The organism is Paenarthrobacter sp. NPDC091669 (genome assembly GCF_044756725.1).
In the GTDB taxonomy this organism is placed as follows: domain Bacteria; phylum Actinomycetota; class Actinomycetes; order Actinomycetales; family Micrococcaceae; genus Arthrobacter; species Arthrobacter bambusae_C.
Window position 1 is genome coordinate 1 of record NZ_JBIVTK010000017.1, and the last position, 19,120, is coordinate 19,120.

The 19,120-nt window shown below is 63.2% G+C and carries 23 protein-coding genes; 6 read left to right on the forward strand and 17 right to left on the reverse strand.

Translation table 11 applies throughout. The features are described 5' to 3' along the window. The 6 genes from ACIQLI_RS21390 to ACIQLI_RS21415 form a co-directional block, all read left to right on the forward strand. Positions 1-210: hypothetical protein (locus ACIQLI_RS21390; RefSeq protein ID WP_400392229.1), on the forward strand; the 210-nt coding region annotated here is incomplete at its 5' end. Between the two features lie 205 nt (positions 211-415). Further along, positions 416-1,660 carry a helix-turn-helix domain-containing protein gene (locus tag ACIQLI_RS21395; RefSeq protein WP_354228585.1) on the forward strand — a complete coding sequence of 415 codons (1,245 nt, stop codon included), beginning with the start codon at positions 416-418 and terminating at the stop codon, positions 1,658-1,660. Positions 1,661-1,748: 88 nt separating this feature from the next. Continuing rightward, entirely contained in the window at positions 1,749-2,678 is a 930-nt protein-coding gene (locus tag ACIQLI_RS21400; RefSeq protein ID WP_400392232.1) for an ACP S-malonyltransferase, read from the forward strand. Then, positions 2,675-3,736 (forward strand): beta-ketoacyl-ACP synthase III, encoded by a 1,062-nt coding sequence (locus ACIQLI_RS21405; RefSeq protein WP_354228581.1) that lies wholly within the window; start codon positions 2,675-2,677, stop codon positions 3,734-3,736. Before ACIQLI_RS21400 ends, ACIQLI_RS21405 begins: the two co-directional genes overlap by 4 nt. Before the next feature lie 117 nt (positions 3,737-3,853). Beyond that, positions 3,854-4,099: an acyl carrier protein gene (locus tag ACIQLI_RS21410; RefSeq protein WP_011692310.1), complete on the forward strand. Its 246-nt coding sequence runs from the start codon at positions 3,854-3,856 to the stop codon at positions 4,097-4,099. Positions 4,100-4,232: 133 nt separating this feature from the next. Further along, positions 4,233-5,468 carry a beta-ketoacyl synthase gene (locus ACIQLI_RS21415; RefSeq protein ID WP_207593783.1) on the forward strand — a complete coding sequence of 412 codons (1,236 nt, stop codon included), beginning with the start codon at positions 4,233-4,235 and terminating at the stop codon, positions 5,466-5,468. Between the two features lie 151 nt (positions 5,469-5,619). Here the strand turns inward: ACIQLI_RS21415 and ACIQLI_RS21420 are convergent, their stop codons facing one another. The 17 genes from ACIQLI_RS21420 to ACIQLI_RS21500 form a co-directional block, all read right to left on the reverse strand. Then, positions 5,620-6,123 (reverse strand): DUF3145 domain-containing protein, encoded by a 504-nt coding sequence (locus tag ACIQLI_RS21420; RefSeq protein ID WP_026005636.1) that lies wholly within the window; start codon positions 6,121-6,123, stop codon positions 5,620-5,622. Between the two features lie 238 nt (positions 6,124-6,361). Then, entirely contained in the window at positions 6,362-7,261 is a 900-nt protein-coding gene (locus ACIQLI_RS21425) for a tyrosine recombinase XerC (RefSeq protein WP_354228618.1), read from the reverse strand. Positions 7,262-7,348: 87 nt separating this feature from the next. Then, entirely contained in the window at positions 7,349-8,581 is a 1,233-nt protein-coding gene (dprA, locus tag ACIQLI_RS21430; protein WP_400392237.1) for a DNA-processing protein DprA, read from the reverse strand. Next, on the reverse strand, positions 8,578-10,119 hold the full coding sequence (locus ACIQLI_RS21435) for a YifB family Mg chelatase-like AAA ATPase (protein WP_400392238.1): 1,542 nt from the start codon (positions 10,117-10,119) through the stop codon (positions 8,578-8,580). Before ACIQLI_RS21435 ends, dprA begins: the two co-directional genes overlap by 4 nt. Beyond that, positions 10,120-10,485: a YraN family protein gene (locus tag ACIQLI_RS21440; RefSeq protein WP_354228572.1), complete on the reverse strand. Its 366-nt coding sequence runs from the start codon at positions 10,483-10,485 to the stop codon at positions 10,120-10,122. It abuts the gene before it with no gap. A gap of 102 nt (positions 10,486-10,587) precedes the next feature. Next, on the reverse strand, positions 10,588-10,932 hold the full coding sequence (locus ACIQLI_RS21445) for a DUF2469 domain-containing protein (RefSeq protein ID WP_089595421.1): 345 nt from the start codon (positions 10,930-10,932) through the stop codon (positions 10,588-10,590). Positions 10,933-11,023: 91 nt separating this feature from the next. Next, positions 11,024-11,800 (reverse strand): ribonuclease HII, encoded by a 777-nt coding sequence (locus ACIQLI_RS21450; RefSeq protein ID WP_400392242.1) that lies wholly within the window; start codon positions 11,798-11,800, stop codon positions 11,024-11,026. After that, on the reverse strand, positions 11,800-12,684 hold the full coding sequence (gene lepB / locus ACIQLI_RS21455; protein ID WP_400392245.1) for a signal peptidase I: 885 nt from the start codon (positions 12,682-12,684) through the stop codon (positions 11,800-11,802). Before lepB (ACIQLI_RS21455) ends, ACIQLI_RS21450 begins: the two co-directional genes overlap by 1 nt. Then, positions 12,685-13,359, reverse strand: coding sequence for a signal peptidase I (gene lepB / locus ACIQLI_RS21460; RefSeq protein ID WP_354228565.1), 675 nt, complete (start codon positions 13,357-13,359; stop codon positions 12,685-12,687). It lies immediately after the preceding gene. A gap of 80 nt (positions 13,360-13,439) precedes the next feature. Then, positions 13,440-13,793: a 50S ribosomal protein L19 gene (gene rplS / locus ACIQLI_RS21465; RefSeq protein WP_014922079.1), complete on the reverse strand. Its 354-nt coding sequence runs from the start codon at positions 13,791-13,793 to the stop codon at positions 13,440-13,442. Positions 13,794-14,058: 265 nt separating this feature from the next. Beyond that, positions 14,059-14,859 (reverse strand): tRNA (guanosine(37)-N1)-methyltransferase TrmD, encoded by an 801-nt coding sequence (gene trmD / locus ACIQLI_RS21470; RefSeq protein ID WP_400392248.1) that lies wholly within the window; start codon positions 14,857-14,859, stop codon positions 14,059-14,061. Continuing rightward, a complete protein-coding gene (gene rimM, locus ACIQLI_RS21475) occupies positions 14,860-15,414 on the reverse strand; it encodes a ribosome maturation factor RimM (RefSeq protein WP_400392251.1) in 555 nt (184 codons plus the stop codon). Positions 15,415-15,543: 129 nt separating this feature from the next. Next, positions 15,544-15,786: an RNA-binding protein gene (locus tag ACIQLI_RS21480; protein WP_011775119.1), complete on the reverse strand. Its 243-nt coding sequence runs from the start codon at positions 15,784-15,786 to the stop codon at positions 15,544-15,546. Position 15,787: 1 nt separating this feature from the next. Further along, complete coding sequence (gene rpsP / locus ACIQLI_RS21485; RefSeq protein WP_017199647.1) at positions 15,788-16,207, reverse strand: 30S ribosomal protein S16; 420 nt, start codon at positions 16,205-16,207, stop codon at positions 15,788-15,790. Between the two features lie 237 nt (positions 16,208-16,444). Beyond that, complete coding sequence (locus ACIQLI_RS21490; RefSeq protein WP_354228556.1) at positions 16,445-16,882, reverse strand: hypothetical protein; 438 nt, start codon at positions 16,880-16,882, stop codon at positions 16,445-16,447. Positions 16,883-17,015: 133 nt separating this feature from the next. Then, complete coding sequence (locus ACIQLI_RS21495; protein WP_354228554.1) at positions 17,016-17,888, reverse strand: VOC family protein; 873 nt, start codon at positions 17,886-17,888, stop codon at positions 17,016-17,018. A 77-nt stretch (positions 17,889-17,965) separates the two neighbouring features. Then, the gene (locus ACIQLI_RS21500) at positions 17,966-19,048 is read right to left on the reverse strand and encodes an amidohydrolase family protein (RefSeq protein WP_400392255.1); all 1,083 of its coding nucleotides are present in this window, start codon (positions 19,046-19,048) and stop codon (positions 17,966-17,968) included. Positions 19,049-19,120: the final 72 nt, after the last annotated feature.

Genomic DNA, 19,120 nt, shown 5'->3' on the forward strand with positions numbered 1-19,120 from the left:
CTCGGAGCAGACGGCTTCGGCTTCTCCGACACCCGCCAAGCCGCACGCCGCTACTTCAAAAACGACACCCACTCCATCGTCGCCAAAACCCTGCAACTCCTTGCCGCCAAGGGAGAAGTTGAAGAAGGTGCCTTGGAGAAGGCCATCGAGAAGTACCGGCTCCTGGATGTGAACGCCGGCACCACTGGCGGCGCAGGCGGCGAAGCCTAACCACCGCAGGAAAACCCTCGGACGCAGTCCGGTACCAAGGGCCACTCCAGCACCCAACGAAACGGCGGCTTCCACCGAAAGGTGGCGGCCGCCGTCGTGGTTTAACCGCCTGGAAAGACGACTCCCGTGCATGTGACCAGCAACAACGCAAGTTGTAGCCTTCTCACAAATGGAGCTTGCCCGGGATGGGCCGTATGCTCATTCCATGGCAGAGCCGAGCAAAACCACCACCAAGCGCAAGGCAGCAACCCAGGCATTGTCGCCTGAAAAGGCCGAAACTCTGCGTCAACTCCGTGCCAACGTGGGCCAACTGTCCACCAGCACCATGCGCCAACTCGAGAAGTCGCTGCCCTGGTACAGCCGTTTGAGTTCCGATGAGCGCTCGGCGCTGGGCCTCGTGGCACAGAACGGCATCGCCGCGTTCGTGACCTGGTACGAACGCCCCAGCTCGCCGTCGTGGATTCTCACGGACGTATTCGGCAACGCCCCCACGGAACTGACCCGATCCATCAGCCTGCAAAAAGCCTTGCAACTGATCCGCATCGTGGTGGAGGTGGTGGAGGACCAGGTACCGGTGATCGCGCCGGAATCGGACCAGCCCTCACTTCGCGAAGCCGTCCTCCGTTATTCACGGGAAGTGGCCTTTGCAGCTGCGGACGTCTACGCCCGGGCCGCCGAGTCCCGCGGCTCCTGGGATACCCGCCTGGAAGCACTGATTGTGGACGCCATCCTTCGCGGTGAGAACACGGATGCATTGCGGTCCCGGATCGCAGCCCTTGGCTGGAAAGCCCAGGAGCGCTTCACGGTGATGGTGGGGAATTCGCCGTCCGAACCAAGCGCCAGCTACGTCAGCGAACTCCGCCGGACTGCCGGGCGTTTCGCCGAGGACGCACTGGTGGGAATCCAGGGTGACCGGCTCATCCTGATCCTTGGTGGTGTCCAGGACCGTGACACCGCCTACCTCAAACTCAGCGAACTTTTTGCGCCGGGCGCTGTGGTCTATGGTCCCGAGGCCGGGTCTTTGTTGGAGGCCAGCAGCTCGGCCCAGGCAGCATTCGCGGGACTCACAGCCGCGCGTGCGTGGCCCGCCGCCCCACGACCAGTGGCCGCCGACGACCTTCTTCCAGAACGTGTTGTCTCCGGTGATGACGCCGCCCGCAGGTCCTTGATCAAGAACATCTACCGGCCGCTGCTTGCCGCCTCAAACGGCTTGGTGGAGACCCTGGGAACCTACCTGGAGCTAGGGCATTCCCTGGAAGCCACGGCACGCGAACTGTTCGTCCATGCCAACACAGTGCGCTACCGTTTGAAGCGTGTCTGCGACGTGACAGGCTGGGATCCGCTCCTCCCAAGGGAAGCTTTCGTCCTCCAAACCGCGCTGGTGGTAGGCCGGCTTTCAGCCCAACCGAAAGCCGCTCCCGAACGTCATACGTCGCGTTCACAGAACTGAACCGTTGTAGACTTCCTACAAACTGACCCAGTGAGCTTGGTGTACCAAAACACCAGTGGATCACGTGGCAATTTGGAAAGCTGGATACGTGCTTGCAATCGTCTGCCCTGGACAGGGCTCCCAGACCCCCGGATTTTTGGCCCCTTGGCTTGAACTCCCCTCCGTCGAAGGCCAACTGGCCAACCTGAGCGAGATCGCAGGCATTGACCTCAAGGCCCACGGCACCACCTCGGATGAAGAAACCATCAAGGACACCGCGGTGGCCCAGCCGCTGATTGTTGCGGCCGGGCTGGTTGCTGCCACGTCGTTGTTCGACGTCGAACTCAGCACCCTCCCCGTGATCCTCGCAGGCCACTCCGTAGGCGAAATCACCGCTTCTGCCCTGGCAGGTGTCCTCACGGAAACTGAAGCCATGACCTTCGTGCGGGAACGCGCCAACAGCATGGCCGCCGCAGCTGCTGTCACCCCCACCGGCATGAGTGCTGTGGTGGGCGGCGATCCCGCTGAGGTCCTGGCAGCCATCGAAGCCTCCGGAGCAACGCCCGCGAACGTCAATGGCGCCGGACAGACGGTCGCAGCAGGCACCTTCGATCAGCTCAAGGCCTTGGCAGAGAATCCGCCGGCCAAGGCGCGTGTGATCCCGCTCAAGGTCGCAGGAGCCTTCCACACCTCCCACATGGCCCCGGCCGTCAGCGCTCTAGAGTCCCTCAAACCGTCGCTGTCACCGCAGAACCCGGCCGTTCCCCTGCTGTCCAACTACGACGGCAAGGAAGTCACTGCCGGACCTGCCGCCGTCGACAGCCTGATCGCCCAGGTTTCCCGTCCCGTCCGCTGGGACAAATGCATGGAAACGCTCGTCAGCCGCGGTGTCACCGGCGTGATCGAGCTGGCCCCCGCCGGCACTCTCGCGGGACTCGCAAAGCGCGGCATGCCCGGCGTCAAGACTGTCGCCGTCAAGACCCCGGATGACCTTTCCGCGGCTCTCGCGCTCTTCGCAGAATTGGAGGGAGAGGCATGAGCACTCCCGTGTTGAACAAGGCTGTTGTCAACGAGAATGCCCGCATCCTCGGCATTGGCGCCTATCGCCCCGACGTCATTGTCACCAACGAGGACGTCTGTCAGTGGATCGACTCCTCCGACGAATGGATCCGCCAGCGCACCGGCATCATCACCCGCCACCGTGCTGCTGCTGACATCAGCGTCATCGACATGGCCGAAGGCGCCGCACGCGAAGCGCTGCAGCAAGCCGGCATCGAAGCGTCCCAACTGGGCGCCGTGATCGTGTCCACCGTGACGCACCCTTACGCTACGCCGTCCGCTGCGGCTGCGCTCACCGAACGTTTGGGTGCGACGCCGGCACCCGCCTTCGATATCTCGGCCGCCTGTGCCGGGTACTGCTACGGCGTGGCCCAGGCCGATGCACTGGTTCGTTCCGGCGCAGCCCAATACGTCCTGGTCGTTGGCGCAGAGAAGCTTTCCGATGTCATCGACAACCACGAACGCACCATCTCGTTCCTCCTCGGCGACGGCGCAGGTGCTGTGGTGGTTGGCCCGTCCGACACTCCTGGCATCGGCCCCTCCGTCTGGGGCTCAGACGGCAGCAAGTGGGACGCCATCGGCATGACCCACTCCCTTGAGGACGTCAAGAAGCTGGGCGAGTCCGCCCGGCACTCCGATGAAATCGACGATCCCGCCATTCTTTCGGCAACCCAGGATGTATGGCCTACCCTGCGGCAGGACGGTCAGACCGTGTTCCGCTGGGCCGTATGGGAGATGGCCAAGGTTGCCCAGCAGGCTTTGGACGCCGCCGGCATTGAAGCAAGCGACCTCGCTGCCTTCGTTCCGCACCAGGCAAACATGCGGATCATCGACGAGATGGTCAAGAAGCTCAAGCTTCCCGAATCCGTTGTCATCGGCCGCGACATCGCGCAAGCGGGCAATACCTCCGCAGCGTCGATCCCGCTGGCAACGCACCGCCTGCTTCAGGAAAACCCTGGGCTGAGCGGCGGCCTGGCCCTGCAGATCGGGTTCGGCGCCGGACTGGTCTTCGGCGCCCAGGTAGTGGTTCTTCCGTAGATCGGGACTTGTCCCGGATACCTCCAGCCAACTGAATACGACTTACAAACCCAAACCGTAACCCGCGGTTTGCCCCCTTTCCGGCAGTAGCCGGTACAACAAGAAAAGGAGCCAACAATGGCTAGCAACGAAGAGATCCTGGCCGGCCTGGCTGAAATCGTCAACGAAGAGACGGGCCTCGCCACCGAAGCCGTAGAGCTCGACAAGTCCTTCACCGAGGACCTGGACATCGACTCCATCTCCATGATGACCATCGTCGTTAACGCTGAAGAGAAGTTCGGCGTTCGTATCCCGGACGAAGAGGTCAAGAACCTCAAGACCGTCGGCGACGCCGTCAGCTTCATCGCCAACGCACAGGCCTAGTCCTGACACCAGCTGTGCCGGGCCGGGATTATCGTCCCTGCGCCCGGCACAGCCGCAATACCACCCAAAGATTTTTTTGCCTCCCCTTGTGAACGCTGCAGGAGGGATGGCTGATCCGACAGAGAGTGATCGCATGGCACGCAAAGTAGTCATAACCGGTCTGGGGGCCACCACTCCCATCGGCGGCGACGTACCCACAATGTGGAAGAACGCGCTGAAAGGGGTCTCCGGCGCCCGCACGCTCGAAGACGAGTGGGTGGCCAAGTACGACCTCCCCGTTCACTTTGCTGCCCGGTGCTCCACGCCGGCACTTGAGGTTCTGAGCCGCGTTGAGGCCAAGCGCATGGACCCATCCACGCAGTTTGGTGTCATCGCCGCACGTGAAGCCTGGTCCGACTCCGGTATCGAAGAGATCGACCACGACCGCCTCGCAGTGGCCTTCGCCACTGGAATCGGCGGAGTCTGGACCCTCCTGGATGCCTGGGACACGCTCAGGGACAAGGGCCCGCGCCGGGTCCTGCCCATGACCGTGCCCATGCTCATGCCCAACGGCGTGGCCGCAGCGGTCAGCCTTGACCTCGGCGCCCGCGCCGGAGCGCACACCCCGGTTTCGGCGTGCGCGTCCGGCACCGAAGCCCTCCATCTGGGCCTGGACCTGATCCGCTCCGGCAAAGCAGACGTCGTAGTGTGCGGTGGCGCTGAAGCTGCCATCCACCCGATGCCGTTGGCCGCGTTCTCGTCGATGCAGGCATTGTCCCGCCGCAACGACGAGCCAGAGCGTGCCTCCCGCCCGTACGACACCGACCGCGACGGTTTCGTCATGGGTGAAGGTGCCGGCGCACTGGTCCTCGAGGCCGAGGAACACGCCATTGCCCGTGGGGCCCGCATCTATGCCGAACTGGCCGGAACGTCCGTCACAGCGGATGCCTACCACATCACCGCACCTGACCCCGAAGGCCTTGGTGCTACCCGCGCTCTGAAGGCGGCAATGTTCGATGGCCGCATCCAGGCCGAGGACGTGGTCCACGTCAATGCACATGCCACCTCGACTCCTGTCGGCGACAAGCCCGAGTACACGGCGCTGCGTGCAGCCCTGGGGACCCACGTAGACAATGTGGCGGTCTCTGCCACCAAGTCGCAGATGGGCCACCTCCTGGGCGCTTCAGGGGCCGTTGAAGCGGTATTGACCGTGCTGGCGGTCTACGAGCGCAAGGCCCCAGTGACCATCAACCTCGAAAACCAGGATCCCGAGATCCCCCTCGACGTCGTGACGTCCGTCCGCGATCTTCCCAGCGGCGACATCGTGGCGCTGAGCAACTCCTTCGGCTTCGGAGGACACAACGCCGTCATTGCGGTCAGGAACGTCTGACCGGACTCGGAGCACGCTCCTTGGTTGAAACGTGAGAAGGGCCCCACCTCCAGGTGGGGCCCTTCTCATTGCTATGGAAGACGCTTCTCGTTGGATCAAGTTGGATGCAATCGGCGGACTTTGCGCGGTCGCCTTATCTGGTGCTGCCCTGCTATCCGACCTGGTGCAGCCAGCGAACCGGAGCGCCCTCTGCTGCATGCCGGAAGGGTTCGAGTTCCTCATCCCACGCCTCACCCAGCGCCAGGGACAGCTCGTGGTAGACAGCTGAGGGGTCGCCTGCGCCCGATTCATAGGCATAGCGGATGCGGTCCTCGGTGACCATGATGTTGCCATGGACGTCGGTGACGGCATGGAAAATTCCGAGCTCCGGGGTGTGGGACCAACGGGCGCCGTCCACTCCCTGACTCGGTTCTTCAGTGACCTCATAACGCAGGTGGGCCCAACCCCGAAGGGCCGACGCCAACTGCGCCCCCGTGCCGGGCGTTCCCGTCCACGACAACTCCGCCCGGAACATTCCAGGCGCAGCAGGTTGAGGGGTCCACTCAAGATCGGTCCGCTTGTCCACGACCGATCCAATGGCCCACTCTACGTGCGGGCAAAGTGCCGTAGGGGCCGAGTGCACAAACAGGACACCGCGGGTTGTTGCAACAGACATTCCATCCTCCATAGCTGTAGGTACGTCTTCCCCAACGACCTCTGCCTGGATGTTTGCTGTTGCTGCCGGATGCCATGAAATCTCTGTGGGCCCTGACAGGCTATTCAGTTATGTGAAGTGCTACTGACGATCTTGGCACAAAGAGAACCCTCAACTGTGAATTGAAGGTTTCCCCGTGGTGCTCTTATTTTGCCGTACGGCGCCGGTTTCCGCCAGTGCGGCTCATGAGCGGTGCTGTTCAGGCCCTGGGGTGCGCCTGCTGATAGCTTTTCCTCAGCCGGTCTACGGACACGTGGGTATAAATCTGCGTGGTCGCCAGGCTGCTGTGTCCTAGAATTTCCTGGACGGCGCGCAGGTCCGCTCCCCCGTCCAAAAGGTGGGTGGCCGCGCTGTGCCTGAGCGCATGAGGACCCGTGGCCGACGTATCGCCCAAGGCTTGCAGCAACTCACTGACCACGGCCCGGATCTGGCGTGGATCAACCCGGTTGCCCCGGAGCCCCAAGAAAAGGGCCGGCCCGCTGCTGGAGGTGACCACGGCAGGACGACCCCGACGAAGCCAGTCATCGACTGCCACAGCTGCCGGGACACCATAGGGTACAGTCCGCTCCTTGTTTCCCTTGCCCAGAACCCGGAGAGTCCGCCGGTCCGGGTCGAGGTCATCAATGTCCAGGCCGGCAAGTTCTCCGACGCGAACTCCTGTGGCGTACAGGAGTTCCACCATGGCCCGGTTGCGAACAGCCATGGGGCCTCCTTCTGCGGCGGCCGTATTCAGGTCATCCACCATACGGGTCACCTGTTGCTGCTGAAGGACTCCTGGCAGAGATTTATCCCGTTTGGGTGCCTGAAGACGGATCGCCGGGTCTGCGGCAATGATTTCCTCCCTCAGGGCCCAGGCGGTGAAAGACCTGGCGGTCGCGGCCCGGCGGGCCAGGGTAGCCCTGGCCATGCCCGCTTCACTCTGCGCGCCAAGCCAGCGACGCAGGGAACCCAGCTCGAGCTGGCCGAGCTCTTCGATACCCTCCTGAACGGCAAAACCGAGGAGGCTCTCCACATCTGCAAGATAGGCACGCACAGTGTGCGCCGACCTCGCCCGTTCACCCTCCAGGTAACGGCGAAAGCCGGCAAGTGCGCTGAGCATCGATGATGGCAGTGATTGTCCGTTCACACCTCCCACTGTGCCAGCATCGGGCGCCAACAGTTCGGATCAACATGTTTCCACTCCTGGTCAGGTTTTTTGGGCCCGTTTCCAGGCGCCTCGTTCCGAGCTGGCCAATCCCATGAGTCCCAACCGACCGAGGCCTGCGCGCACAGCATCCGGGCTCAGGCCAGCCACCACGGTCAGCTTCTCCACGGAACTGGTGGATCGGAGGGGCAGAGCATCCAGAAGGATGAGATCTTCCAGCGACAAGCCATCGTGCACAGCCGCGTCGGCAGTCTTTTCCTCGCTGTTGGATTCTCCGATTGCTCCGGCAAGTTCGGCGACCTCACCCACGTCAGTGACGCACACAGCTCCTCCGTCCCGCAGCAGGCGATGGCAACCTGCCGAGTTGGCGCTGTGAATGGATCCCGGGACCGTCGCGACAACCCTGCCGATCGATTCTGCATGATGAGCAGTATTGAGAGCACCGGAGCGCCAACGAGCCTCCACCACGACGGTGACGGATGCCAGGGCGGCAATGATCCTGTTCCGCTGCAGGAACCGGTACCGGGTAGGGGCCGACCCAGGCGGCACCTCCGAAATGACAGCCCCTTGGGTGGCAACCGCCCGGAGCAGGTCCTCGTTGCCGGAGGGGTAGAAGCGGTCCACACCGCCGGCCATCACGGCAATGGTGGGCAGTCCCGCTCCCCCGCCGCTGAGCGCCCCTCGGTGCGCATGGGCATCAATGCCATAGGCGCCTCCGGAGATCACCGTGTAGCCGCGCTGCGCCAAGCCATACGCGAAGTCTCCCGTAACGGACGCGCCATAACTCGTGCTGTCTCTCGACCCCACCAAGGCAATGCTTCGATCCAGGGGCGGCAGCGGCTGCTCCTGGCCCCGCCACCACAGACAGAGCGGTTCCTGGAGACCAAGGTTCTCCAGTTGCTCCGGCCATAACCCATCCCCGGGAATGATCAAACGCCCACCCAGCCGACGCATGGTTTCAAGGTCACGCTCCGGTGCAAGGTCACTGACGCGCGGCGCCCATCTCCGGAGAGTAGCCGGGAGCCCCATCCAAGTGGACGGTCCCCCGGCTTCAACCAGCAGGGCGGAAATCTCCTGCTCCACGGTGGGACCCGTCGACAGTTCCCCGGTGGCCACGCCCAGGGCATCTACCGCCCCGAGAGCCCGTACCAAGGCGAGCCCCACGGAGTCCTGCGGCTCCATGAGCCGGGCAAGTGCTGCCCGCGCAATCCGTTCTTTGTCCTGCATCCCCACTGCTGCCACTGGATTGCTTCCCTTCGATTCAATGTCTGTCATGTCGCACCCGCCGCTTGTCGCAGCCCGAGCGCCTGGCCGATATGGTCAACATCCGGTGTCCCGCTGTGTCCCAGGTCGGCGAGCGTCCATGCCAACCGAAGGACGCGATCGTAACCGCGGGCAGTCAACGTGCCGCGTTCCAATGCGGTGTCCAGGATCCGGGTGGTCCCCGACGACAGCCGCAGTTCGCCGCGCAAGGTGCGTCCTGGAACTTGGGAGTTCGTTTCAAGCCCCAATTTCTGCAACCGGTCCAACTGGGCTTCCCTCGCCGCCAATACCCGGGCCGCTACAGCGCCTGTGTCCTCTTCCCGTCCTGCCTGACCGAAATCCGCCAAAGAGACCCGTTCAACCTGGAGCTGGATGTCTACCCGGTCCAGCAGCGGGCCCGACATCCTCCCGAAGTACCGCCGCCGCATCATGGCAGTACAGGTGCAGTCCATGCCCTTGCCTGACGCCTTCCCGCACGGGCAAGGGTTGGCAGCAAGGATGAGTTGGAAACGGGCTGGGTACGCCGCCGTTCCTGCCGAGCGGTGAATTACCAGTTCCCCACTCTCCAGCGGCTGCCGGAGCGCATCGAGCACACGGCGTTCATACTCCGGGGCTTCGTCCAGGAACAACACGCCGCGATGCGCCCGGGAGGCAGCACCCGGGCGCGGAAGTCCGGATCCACCGCCAATGATGGCCGCAGCTGTGGCACTGTGATGCGGGTTCTCGAAAGGCGGCCTACGGATCAGCCGCACGGCCGAGGATTGTACGGCCGCCAACGAATGGATGGCCGTCACCTCCATCGCAGCGTTATCTGCCAAGTCCGGGAGGAGTCCGGGCAGACGCTCCGCCAGCATTGTTTTCCCAGCACCCGGCGGCCCTGTCAGCAGCATGTGGTGCCCGCCGGCGGCGGCCACTTCAAGCGCGCGGCGCGCCTCACCTTGGCCCGACACATCGCAAAGGTCCGGCACCATGGCATGGTCGCCGTCGTCGCCGTCAGGGACACAGCCGTCCCCGGGGTCGTAGTCGAGGGCCAACTCCTTGGGGTCGGCCCCGAAGTCGAACGCGAGCCTGGCGAGCGTCTTGTATCCGCGGACGTTCGCGCCCGGTACCAAGGAAGCCTCCACGGCGTTTGAGTCGGCTACCACGACGTCGGGATAGCCAGCCTGAACGGCCGCCATCACCGCCGGCAGAATGCCCCGGACCGGCCGCAATCGACCGTCCAAACCCAGTTCCGCGATGAAGACCGTCCCGCCGATGGAACGGACGTCGTTGGCGGCGCAAAGAACCGCCATGGTAATCGCCAGGTCAAAGCCGGAGCCCCGTTTGGGGAGCGACGCCGGTATCAGGTTGGCTGTGATCTTTCGCCGGCTCAGGGGTATCCCGGAGTTTTGGGCAGCCGACCGGATTCGTTCCTTGGCTTCATTCAGTGCAGCGTCCGGCAAGCCCAGAATGACAAAGTTCGGAAGCGTCTGGCCGATGTCGGCTTCAACCTCCACGATGTAGCCGTTGAGGCCCACCAGGGCAACGCAGTAGCTGCGCCCCACTCCCATTCAGCCCACACCCCGCAGGTGGTCAAGCTCGGGCTCGCCCACGCCGTTGTCGATGACCGACACGACGTCGACGCGCCTGCGGGGTGCCTTCAGCTCATGTTCCCGGCACCACGATGAAGCCAAGCGATGGAGCCGGGCCAACTTGGCAGTCCCCACCGCTTCAAAAGGATGCCCGTAGTCAAGGCTCCGGCGGGTCTTGACTTCAGCCACCACCAGGGTGTCTCCGTCGATCGCTACGATGTCGATTTCACCGTCTGCGCAGCGCCAATTACGATCGACGATCCGCATCCCCTGGTTTTCCAGAAAACCGGCCGCCAGGGCCTCGCCGCTGCGGCCCAGCAGGTCTTTTGCTCTCATGACCATCACCTCCGCTTACCAGCTTTCCGGCTGGAAGCGGTGGGCGGCAGGGGCTCAGGAGGCTATGTGGGTAAATCCTCCCGGATCACTGCTGTGGAGGAAGGGTCGAAACTAGTTTCCGAGATCGCCCAAGTCTCCGAGCCCGCCATCCTTGGGCAAAGACAGGTCTTCGCTGCGGGGGAGTTCTTCGACATTGACGTCCTTGAACGTGATCACACGGACGTTCTTCACGAAACGCGCTGAGCGGTAAACATCCCATACCCAGGCATCCTGCAGGGTCAGGTCGAAGTAGACTTCACCGTCCGCGCTGCGTGCCTGTAGATCCACATGATTAGCCAGGTAGAACCGTCGTTCAGTTTCCACGACGTAGCTGAACAGACCGACAACATCCCTGTATTCGCGGTAGAGCTGCAGCTCCATGTCGGTTTCATAGTTCTCAAGGTCCTCGGCACTCATAGTTCCATCTTGCACTATCTGCCGGGCGGCACGCGCCACACAGACTCCGCCCCGATGACACAGCAGAGCCGCAACACTGTGCGGTGTGCCGTCAGCCGGCTTCAGGCCCCGTGAGGTTCCAACTGGTCCGGTGGTAGGCGCTTGGCCCCTGGAGCCGGATCACATCCCTGTGGGCTGAGGTGGCATATCCCTTGTTCTCGTTCCACCCGTAGGCAGGGACCTCCGAATGGAGGTCCACCATGATGCGGTCACGGGCCACTTTGGCCAGGACGCTGGCGGCGGCAACGCTGAGGCAGCTCATGTCTGCTTTGACTCGGGTGTGTACGGGAGCCTCGCACCAAGGTCCCGGAGCGGGCTCGTCAAAAAGGGAAGCCTGAACATCCGGGGAGAGCCAGTTGTGGCTGCCATCCAGGAGGACGACGTCGGGCGTGATCCCGTTGGCCAGGATCTCAAGCCATGCACGCGTTCCTGCCAGGCGCAAGGCGGCAATAATGCCAATGTCATCAATTTCCCTGGACGAGGCGTGCCCTACGGCGGAGGCAACCGCCCATTCGCGGACCAAGGGTTCCAGCCTGTCACGATCCTCGGGCTTGAGAAGTTTGCTGTCCCGGACATCGGCCAACAAGCCATGGTCCTCGAGGTTGACCACGGCAATCCCTACGCTGACGGGTCCGGCCAGGGCGCCACGGCCCACCTCATCCACGCCGGCCAGCAACCGGACACCGGGCGTCAGGAAGGACCGCTCCACGTCGAGGGTGGGGACACCCACAGGGTTCTTGGCCTTGGTGGTGGGCCTGGCCTTCTTCTTGGTCTTGGCCGGGACTTTGACCTGCGCCTTGCCCTTGGGACCGGCAGCCGTTGCTTCCATTACTTTGCCGGGGTGCTTTCAGGGACATCGCGGAAGACGTCCGAAAAGTTGTCGAGGTAGGTCCAGCGATTCACGGGCCAGGCTATGACAGTGGCCCTGCCCTCAACATCTTCGATGTTGATGAAGCCGCCGTTGCTCTCCTGGTGGGCCCGTGAGTCCGCGGAATGATTGCGGTTATCGCCCATCACCCACACCTTGCCCTCCGGAACAACAATGTCGAAGGCATTCGGCTGCGGGATTTCCGCCGCGTTGATATACGTCTCATCCAACGGCACACCATTAATACTGACACGACCCTGGGCATCGCAGCAGGAAACCCGGTCCCCGGGAAGGCCGATGACACGCTTGACGAGGTGCTGCTCATTGTCGTCGGCAGCCAACCCCACAAACTCCAGTGCGTCCCCTACCCAGTCCATGGGGCCGGCGGGCTCTTTGGCCACCGGCGTCAACCAGTTCTGGGAGTCCTTGAACACCACAACATCGCCACGTTGCAGGGCGAAGGGTTCAGGAACCAGGAGGTTAATGAAAATGCGGTCATTGACGTCAAGGGTGCTTTCCATGGACTCCGACGGGATGTAGAACGCCCGGAAAAGGAAAGTCTTGAGCAGGAAGGACAGCACCAGCGCGATGGCCACCACGGTCACAATCTCCTTGACCCAGACCAGGACAGGGTTCTTGCGGGGCTTCTCCACTGCGTGGGCGCCGCCCGAGGTTTCACGGGCGGCCGGTTTGCCGTTGTCGCCGGCAGAGCCGGCGGTGCCGGGAACACTTGACGCGTCGTCGGTTTGGCGCGAATCATCCACCCCGGCGGCAGGTGCCGTTCCGTCCGAGACCCGGGCGTCGTCGTCGTACCGCTCGGGATTCTCTGGAGCTTTGTCCGGCATCTACTGTCCGTTCTTCGATGTTTCGGCCTGCGTAGAGCGAGGCATCTCTGCAAATCTATCAAGTGGCCAGATGATCCGGACCGGTCGGCCGATCACGCGTTCCACAGGAACCATGCCGCCGCCGGGTGCACCCAGCAGTCCCCGGGAGTCGGCTGACCGGGAGCGGTGGTCGCCCATCAGCCATAGGCGGCCATCAGGGACCACGACGTCGAATTTCTGCTTGCTGGGTTCATCCCCTGGATACACATAGGGTTCCTCAACCGGCTGGCCGTTGACTGTGAGGTAACCGCTGGAATCGCAGCACTGGACGCGGTCCCCTGCAACGCCGATGACCCGCTTGACATAGGTGGTGTCGCTGCCGGTCAGTCCAAACCATTGGCTTGCGGCCGAGACGGCGTCAACAAAAGGACCTTGTCCGCTGCTCAGCGGAGCGAACGAGCCACGGCCGTCGAAGACCACGATGTCACCGCGGCGGATCGGCTCGGAAGTAAAGGCCGTCCGTGACACCAGGATCCTGTCCCCTGCCCCGAGGAGGGGTTCCATCGATTCGGACGGGATGTAGTAAACGTCCAGCCACAAGGACCGGACCAGTCCGCTGATGGCTACGGCGAGGACCAGCGCCAGGAAAACAAAACGCCAGCCCTGTTTCCGGGGCTGGCGTTCTGATGTGTCCATGACTCGTATCCCTGTTGCGTTGCGGATTGCTCCGGAACAACCGGGCACGAATCCTGGACCCGTTACATAAGTCGCAGGACTTACTTGGCGAAGTCGCGCTTTTCCTTGATCTTCGCAGCCTTACCGCGCAGTGCGCGCATGTAGTAAAGCTTGGCGCGGCGGACGTCACCCTTGGTGACGACCTCGATCTTGTCGATGATCGGGGAGTGTACCGGGAAGGTACGCTCTACGCCGACACCGAAGGAAACCTTGCGCACGGTGAAGGTTTCGCGAACGCCGTCACCCTGGCGGCCCAGGACGAAGCCCTGGAATACCTGGACGCGGGAGTTCTTGCCTTCGATGATGTTGACGTGAACCTTGAGGGTGTCACCCGCGCGGAACTCAGGAACATCGTTACGCAGCGAGGCTGCATCTACGCTATCGAGGATATGCATTAATCCACTCCTGGTGAACGCCACAGGTCATTCACTTTGGGTTACGGCAGACAAGCCCGGGGCACGAAAGGCCACCGAAAATCTCCGCCGAAGTTTCTTAGTGTCCGGCTCCACCACTGATTGGCGCGGCCGGGTTGCCCGACTGTTGGCTGAACTCCCCCTGTGGCAGGTGTCAGCCCAGTAGACACAAGGGTTAATTCTGCCATATGCGCTGCCATCGGGCCAACTGTCATGACTGTTGAACGTTCGACGGCGGCAGCGGACCTCAGATTGCGGCGTCGCCACCGGGCCGGGGACGCAAGCGACCGTCGACGACGTCGTACCCGAGGTCAGCGAGGGCGTTGCGGTCAGCGCGGCTCAACGCACCGGCGTCGAACGTTTCCATAAGGTCCGGACGGCGCTCTGCGGTCCTCCGGAATTGCTCGTGGCGTCGCCACTGGGCGATTTTTCCGTGGTTCCCGCTCAGCAGGACAGCAGGGACGTCATGATCGCGCCACGCGGACGGCTTGGTGTAGACGGGGTACTCCAGGAGGCCGTCCGAATGGGACTCCTCCACCAGGGATTCGGGGTTTCCCACCACGCCTGGAAGCAGCCGGCCAATGGCTTCGACCATGGCCAGCACGGCAACTTCGCCGCCGTTGAGCACATAATCACCGAGGCTGACGGGACGGACCGTGAAGCGGTCCTGCGCCCAGTCGATGACGCGTTCATCAATGCCTTCATACCGCCCGCAGGCGAAAACAAGCTGTTCCTCCTCGGCAAGCTCGTAGGCGAGGGCCTGGTTGAACCGCTCCCCTGCCGGCGACGGAACAATCAGTACAGGCTTGGAGCCTTCGCGGCCACCGGCCACTGATTCGAGGGCCTGCGCCCACGGTTCCGGCTTCATCACCATTCCTGCGCCGCCACCATAGGGCGTATCGTCCACAGTCCTGTGCCTGTCCGTAGTGAACGCGCGTAGGTCGTGGACGTTCAGTTCCAGCAGACCGTCCTGGCGGGCTTTGCCTATGAGCGAGAGCTCCAACGGCGCAAGGTACTCCGGGAAGATGCTGACAACGTCAATCCTCATTCAGGCTTCATCCCCCGCGCCGTCCTTGGGCTCCTCGGATGAGTCGTCGTTGACCTCAAAAAGACCGGCCGGCGGGGTGATCAGGATGTACCCGCCCGCCACGTTGACCTCGGGAACGATCTCCTCGACGAAGGGCACCAGAATTTCCTTGCCCTCGTCCGTCTTGACCATCAGCAGGTCTTGAACGGGCATGGTGTTGAGGGCGGCCACCTTGCCAACTACCTGCGAACCAACCCGCGCCTCGAGGCCGACCAGCTCGTGCTCGTACCAGCCTTCGTCGTCGTCTTCGTCGTCAAGCTCCTCGGTCTCGATGAAGAGCTTCGCACCACGGATGACTTCCGCTTCGTTGCGGTCCGCGATTTCCTCGAAGCCCAGCAGCAGGATGTCTTTGTTCCACCGGGCACTGCTGATGGTCAACGGGCCAGCCGATGCCGGTTCCACAATGAACTCGGTTCCTGCGACGAATCGCTCGGAAGGGGCGTCGGTGAGTACCTGGACGGTCACCTCGCCGCGGATGCCATGGGGTTTGCCGATCCGGGCCACCTGGAGCTGCATGGGTTCCTCTGAATTCTTGTGTTCCGCGCCGCCGGGCAGCCACGGTGATGAAATGGTGGATAAAGCAATCCGGCCCCTCCACCATATTCGGTGAAGGGGCCGGACCTAAGACAAGCAGTGCTGAGCGCGTTACCGGCGGCGGTCGGTGTCGACGACGTCGACCCTGACCTGCTCGCCACCTGCCAAAGCCGCAACCACTGTGCGCAATGCGCGTGCGGTGCGTCCTTGACGGCCGATCACCCGTCCGAGGTCCTCCTGGTGAACGCGCACCTCAAGGGATTCCCCGCGGCGGTTGTTCTTGGCACTGACCTTGACATCCTCAGGGCTGTCAACGATCCCACGGACCAAGTGCTCGAGCGCTTCTGCCAGCAATTTACTCAGCCTCGGTGGTCTCTGCTTCAGCCTCGGCCGGAGCTTCTGCTTCGTCCTTCTTGGCCTTCTTGGTGATGGCTTCCGGAATGATGACGGAACCCTTCTCCGGTGCTACGAAGGCTTCCTTCGGAGCTTTGGTCTTCAGGGTGCCTTCCTGGCCCGGGAGGCCCTTGAACTTCTGCCAGTCACCGGTGATCTTGAGGATCGCAGCAACCTGCTCGGTCGGCTGGGCGCCAACGGAAAGCCAGTACTGGGCGCGCTCGGAAGCGACCTCGATGTACGACGGCTCTTCGGTGGGGTGGTACTTGCCGATTTCTTCAATGGCACGGCCGTCGCGCTTGGCGCGGGCATCCATGACGACAATGCGGTAGTACGGTGCGCGCATCTTACCGAAGCGCTTAAGGCGAATCTTTACGGCCACTTTTGTGGTCACTCCTGTTTCTGAAACGAGGTGAACCCGACGTTCTGCACCCGTGGGGCGGGCCATACTGGACGGTTCGAAGGACAAGATACGAGCACGGAGAGAGGGGCCGCACCGATCGAGTACCTGTCTATTGTGCCAGATGCCCGGAGCAAATACGACTTACGCCACGTGGGCCCGTGTGTTGTTGCTCACCCGCGGGGGGCGCAAAGTGCACCCAAACCCGAGCGAGGGGTGCTATTCGGACCAGACGTAGAGCCCGGAGCGCTCCACCTTTTCAACATCGGTTGCCAAGGCGGCCAACTGCTGGACGTACTGGCGGGATTGGGCGGCATCGAAGGGCATGTCGTCCTGCGCAGCCCAGGCGGCAGCAACGTCATCGAGGACATTTGCCTCGCCTTCGCTCTCGTACGTCAACAGCTCGGCCAGTGCCCGCACCATGGCTTCGGGGACACCCAGAAGTGCATCGCTGGTGACATCAACCAGGGCAAGTTCATAGTCGGCGCCGGCTGCGTGGACCGCCTGGCCGGCAAGATCACCCAACTGCTCCACTTCGAAATCGGTAATGCCGTCAATCCTGACGGCGGGGCCGGTGACACCCGCGCCCTTATCCAGGGCCGCTGCCCTCTTGAGCGCTTCATCGTGGGTGGCTACAAAAATTTCGGCAAAGCCCATGGAAACTCTCATTCCTTCGTGCTGACGGGGCGGCGGCACAAAACCCTGATTGGTTCCGTGCCGTCACTGCCCAGCCTAGTGCAGGAGTGGCCAGCGCGGCGGGAGTGATCCGGCGCTGCGGGGGTGGCGCTGCTTAGCGGACGGCGACCCGCAGTTTGTTCCGCCACGGATCCTCGAACTGAAGTTCGGCTCCGGTGTGGTGATTCTGCACCCCTGCGATCTTCAAGCGATCCGCAAGCGCCGCTACGTCGTCGGCGCCAGGGACCTCAATGAGCACTTCCCCCAGGCCCAGCGTGTCCTTGCGGGGCCCGGCGCCACGGCTGTTCCATACGTTCATGGCCATGTGGTGGTGATAGCCGCCGGCGGAAACGAACAGCGCCTGGCCGTGCCAACCCGCGGTCCTTTCGAAGCCGAGGGTCTCAACATAGAAGGCTTGGGCGGTCTCGACGTTGCCCACCTGAAGGTGGACATGCCCGATGCCGGCCGCCGCCTCGCGCTGTCCGGTCACCGCGGCTTCACTCAGGTGCTGCTGGAGGAAACGCTGCGGTGGCAGGGCTACGTTGTCCATTACCACGCTCTTGCCGTCCCACTGCCAGAGTTCCCGCGGCTTGTCGTAGTAGAGCTCAATGCCATTGCCTTCAGGGTCGGTGAAGTAGAACGCTTCGCTGACCAGGTGGTCGGCACTGCCCGCGAATGCGCGCGGCTCGTATTCGGCGGCAGTGGCGATGGTGGCAGCCAGTGAAGGCTGGTCCTGGAACAGGATGGCCGTGTGGAACAGACCGGCTTCCCCGCGGCCCGGAATGTGCAGGCCGGAGGCCGGGGCAAGGTGGACCACGGGCTTTCCGACGCGCCCGAGGTAGAGCCCGCCATCCTGCTCGGCCACGACTTCCAAGCCAAGGGCCCGCTGGTAGTAGTCGCTCATGACCTTCATGTCGCCGACCTTGAGCATGACGGTGCCCATGGTGAGTTCGGCAGGCAGAAGATCCTGGCTGAGTGGTGTGGTCATGTGAAGCTCCCGGTTCTGAGGTGGCCGCTCATCGGCACCTTCTATCCTACTAAATTACTTGAAGCTTCAATTTATTCCTAACGGACCAAGGAACCGCGCAGAACGATGTGCTTGAGGTGGGAAACAGCCTCCAGCTGGATTCTGGGATCCTCGGAACACAGCACGACGTCGGCACTCGCCCCTTCGCTGATGCCCTCGGCTCCCAGCCACTCCCGGGCGCGCCACGCCGCGGCGTCCAGGACCGCGGCCGGCGGCAGGCCGGCGTCGTGCAGTTCCTTCATTTCGTCGGCGATCCTGCCGTGCTTAATCACGCTGCCGGCATCCGTGCCCGCATAAATGGCCACACCGGCCTCATAGGCCTCCAGCACACGCTCGCGCCGCCGCTCCCAAAGCCGCACCATGTGGTCCGCATAGTCGGGAAACTTCGGGGCAGCCTGGGCAGCAATGTCAGGAAAGGTCGCGATATTGACCAGGGTGGGAACGATCGGCACGGCCTGCTCCACCAAACGCGGAAGGTGTCTCGGCAGCAGGCCCGTGGCATGTTCGATGCAGTCGATGCCTGCATCCAGCATGTCGTCCAGTGTGTCCTCGGCAAAGCAGTGGGCCGTTACCCGGGCACCTTCATCGTGGGCGGCAGCGATGGCGTCCTTGACGATTTTGGCGGGGAAGGAGGCGGCGAGGTCGCCCACGCCGCGGTCGATCCAGTCCCCCACCAGCTTGACCCACCCGTCACCATCCCAGGCTTCCTTCCGGACGGTCTCCACAAGTTGGTCGGGTTCGATTTCGTGCCCCAAACCGCGGAGGTACCGCCGGCTCCGGGCAATATGTCTTCCGGCCCGGATCAGCCGGGGCACGTCCGGACGTTGCTGGACCCACCGGGTGTCACTGGGTGATCCGGCATCCCGGATCAGCAGCGTCCCGGCGTCGAGGTCAGCCTGGGCCTGGGCGAGAGTGGTCTGCTCGTCAACGGCGCCGCCCACTCCCAAACCGATGTGGCAGTGGGCATCAACGAAGCCCGGGAGGACCCAGCCATCCAGCACGCGGTCCGGTGCCGTCGTGGGGCGCACAAACGTCAGGGTGCCGTCCACGGACCACATGCCGTACCGCTGGTCGTTCCGGGACACGAGCACGGGTCCGGTGAATTCGATGATCTTGGCCATGGAAAAAGCCTAGTCCGCAGGTCCAGGGAAGTTCAGGGGACGGCAACCCCGGACTCCATGTGACTGGGAGCC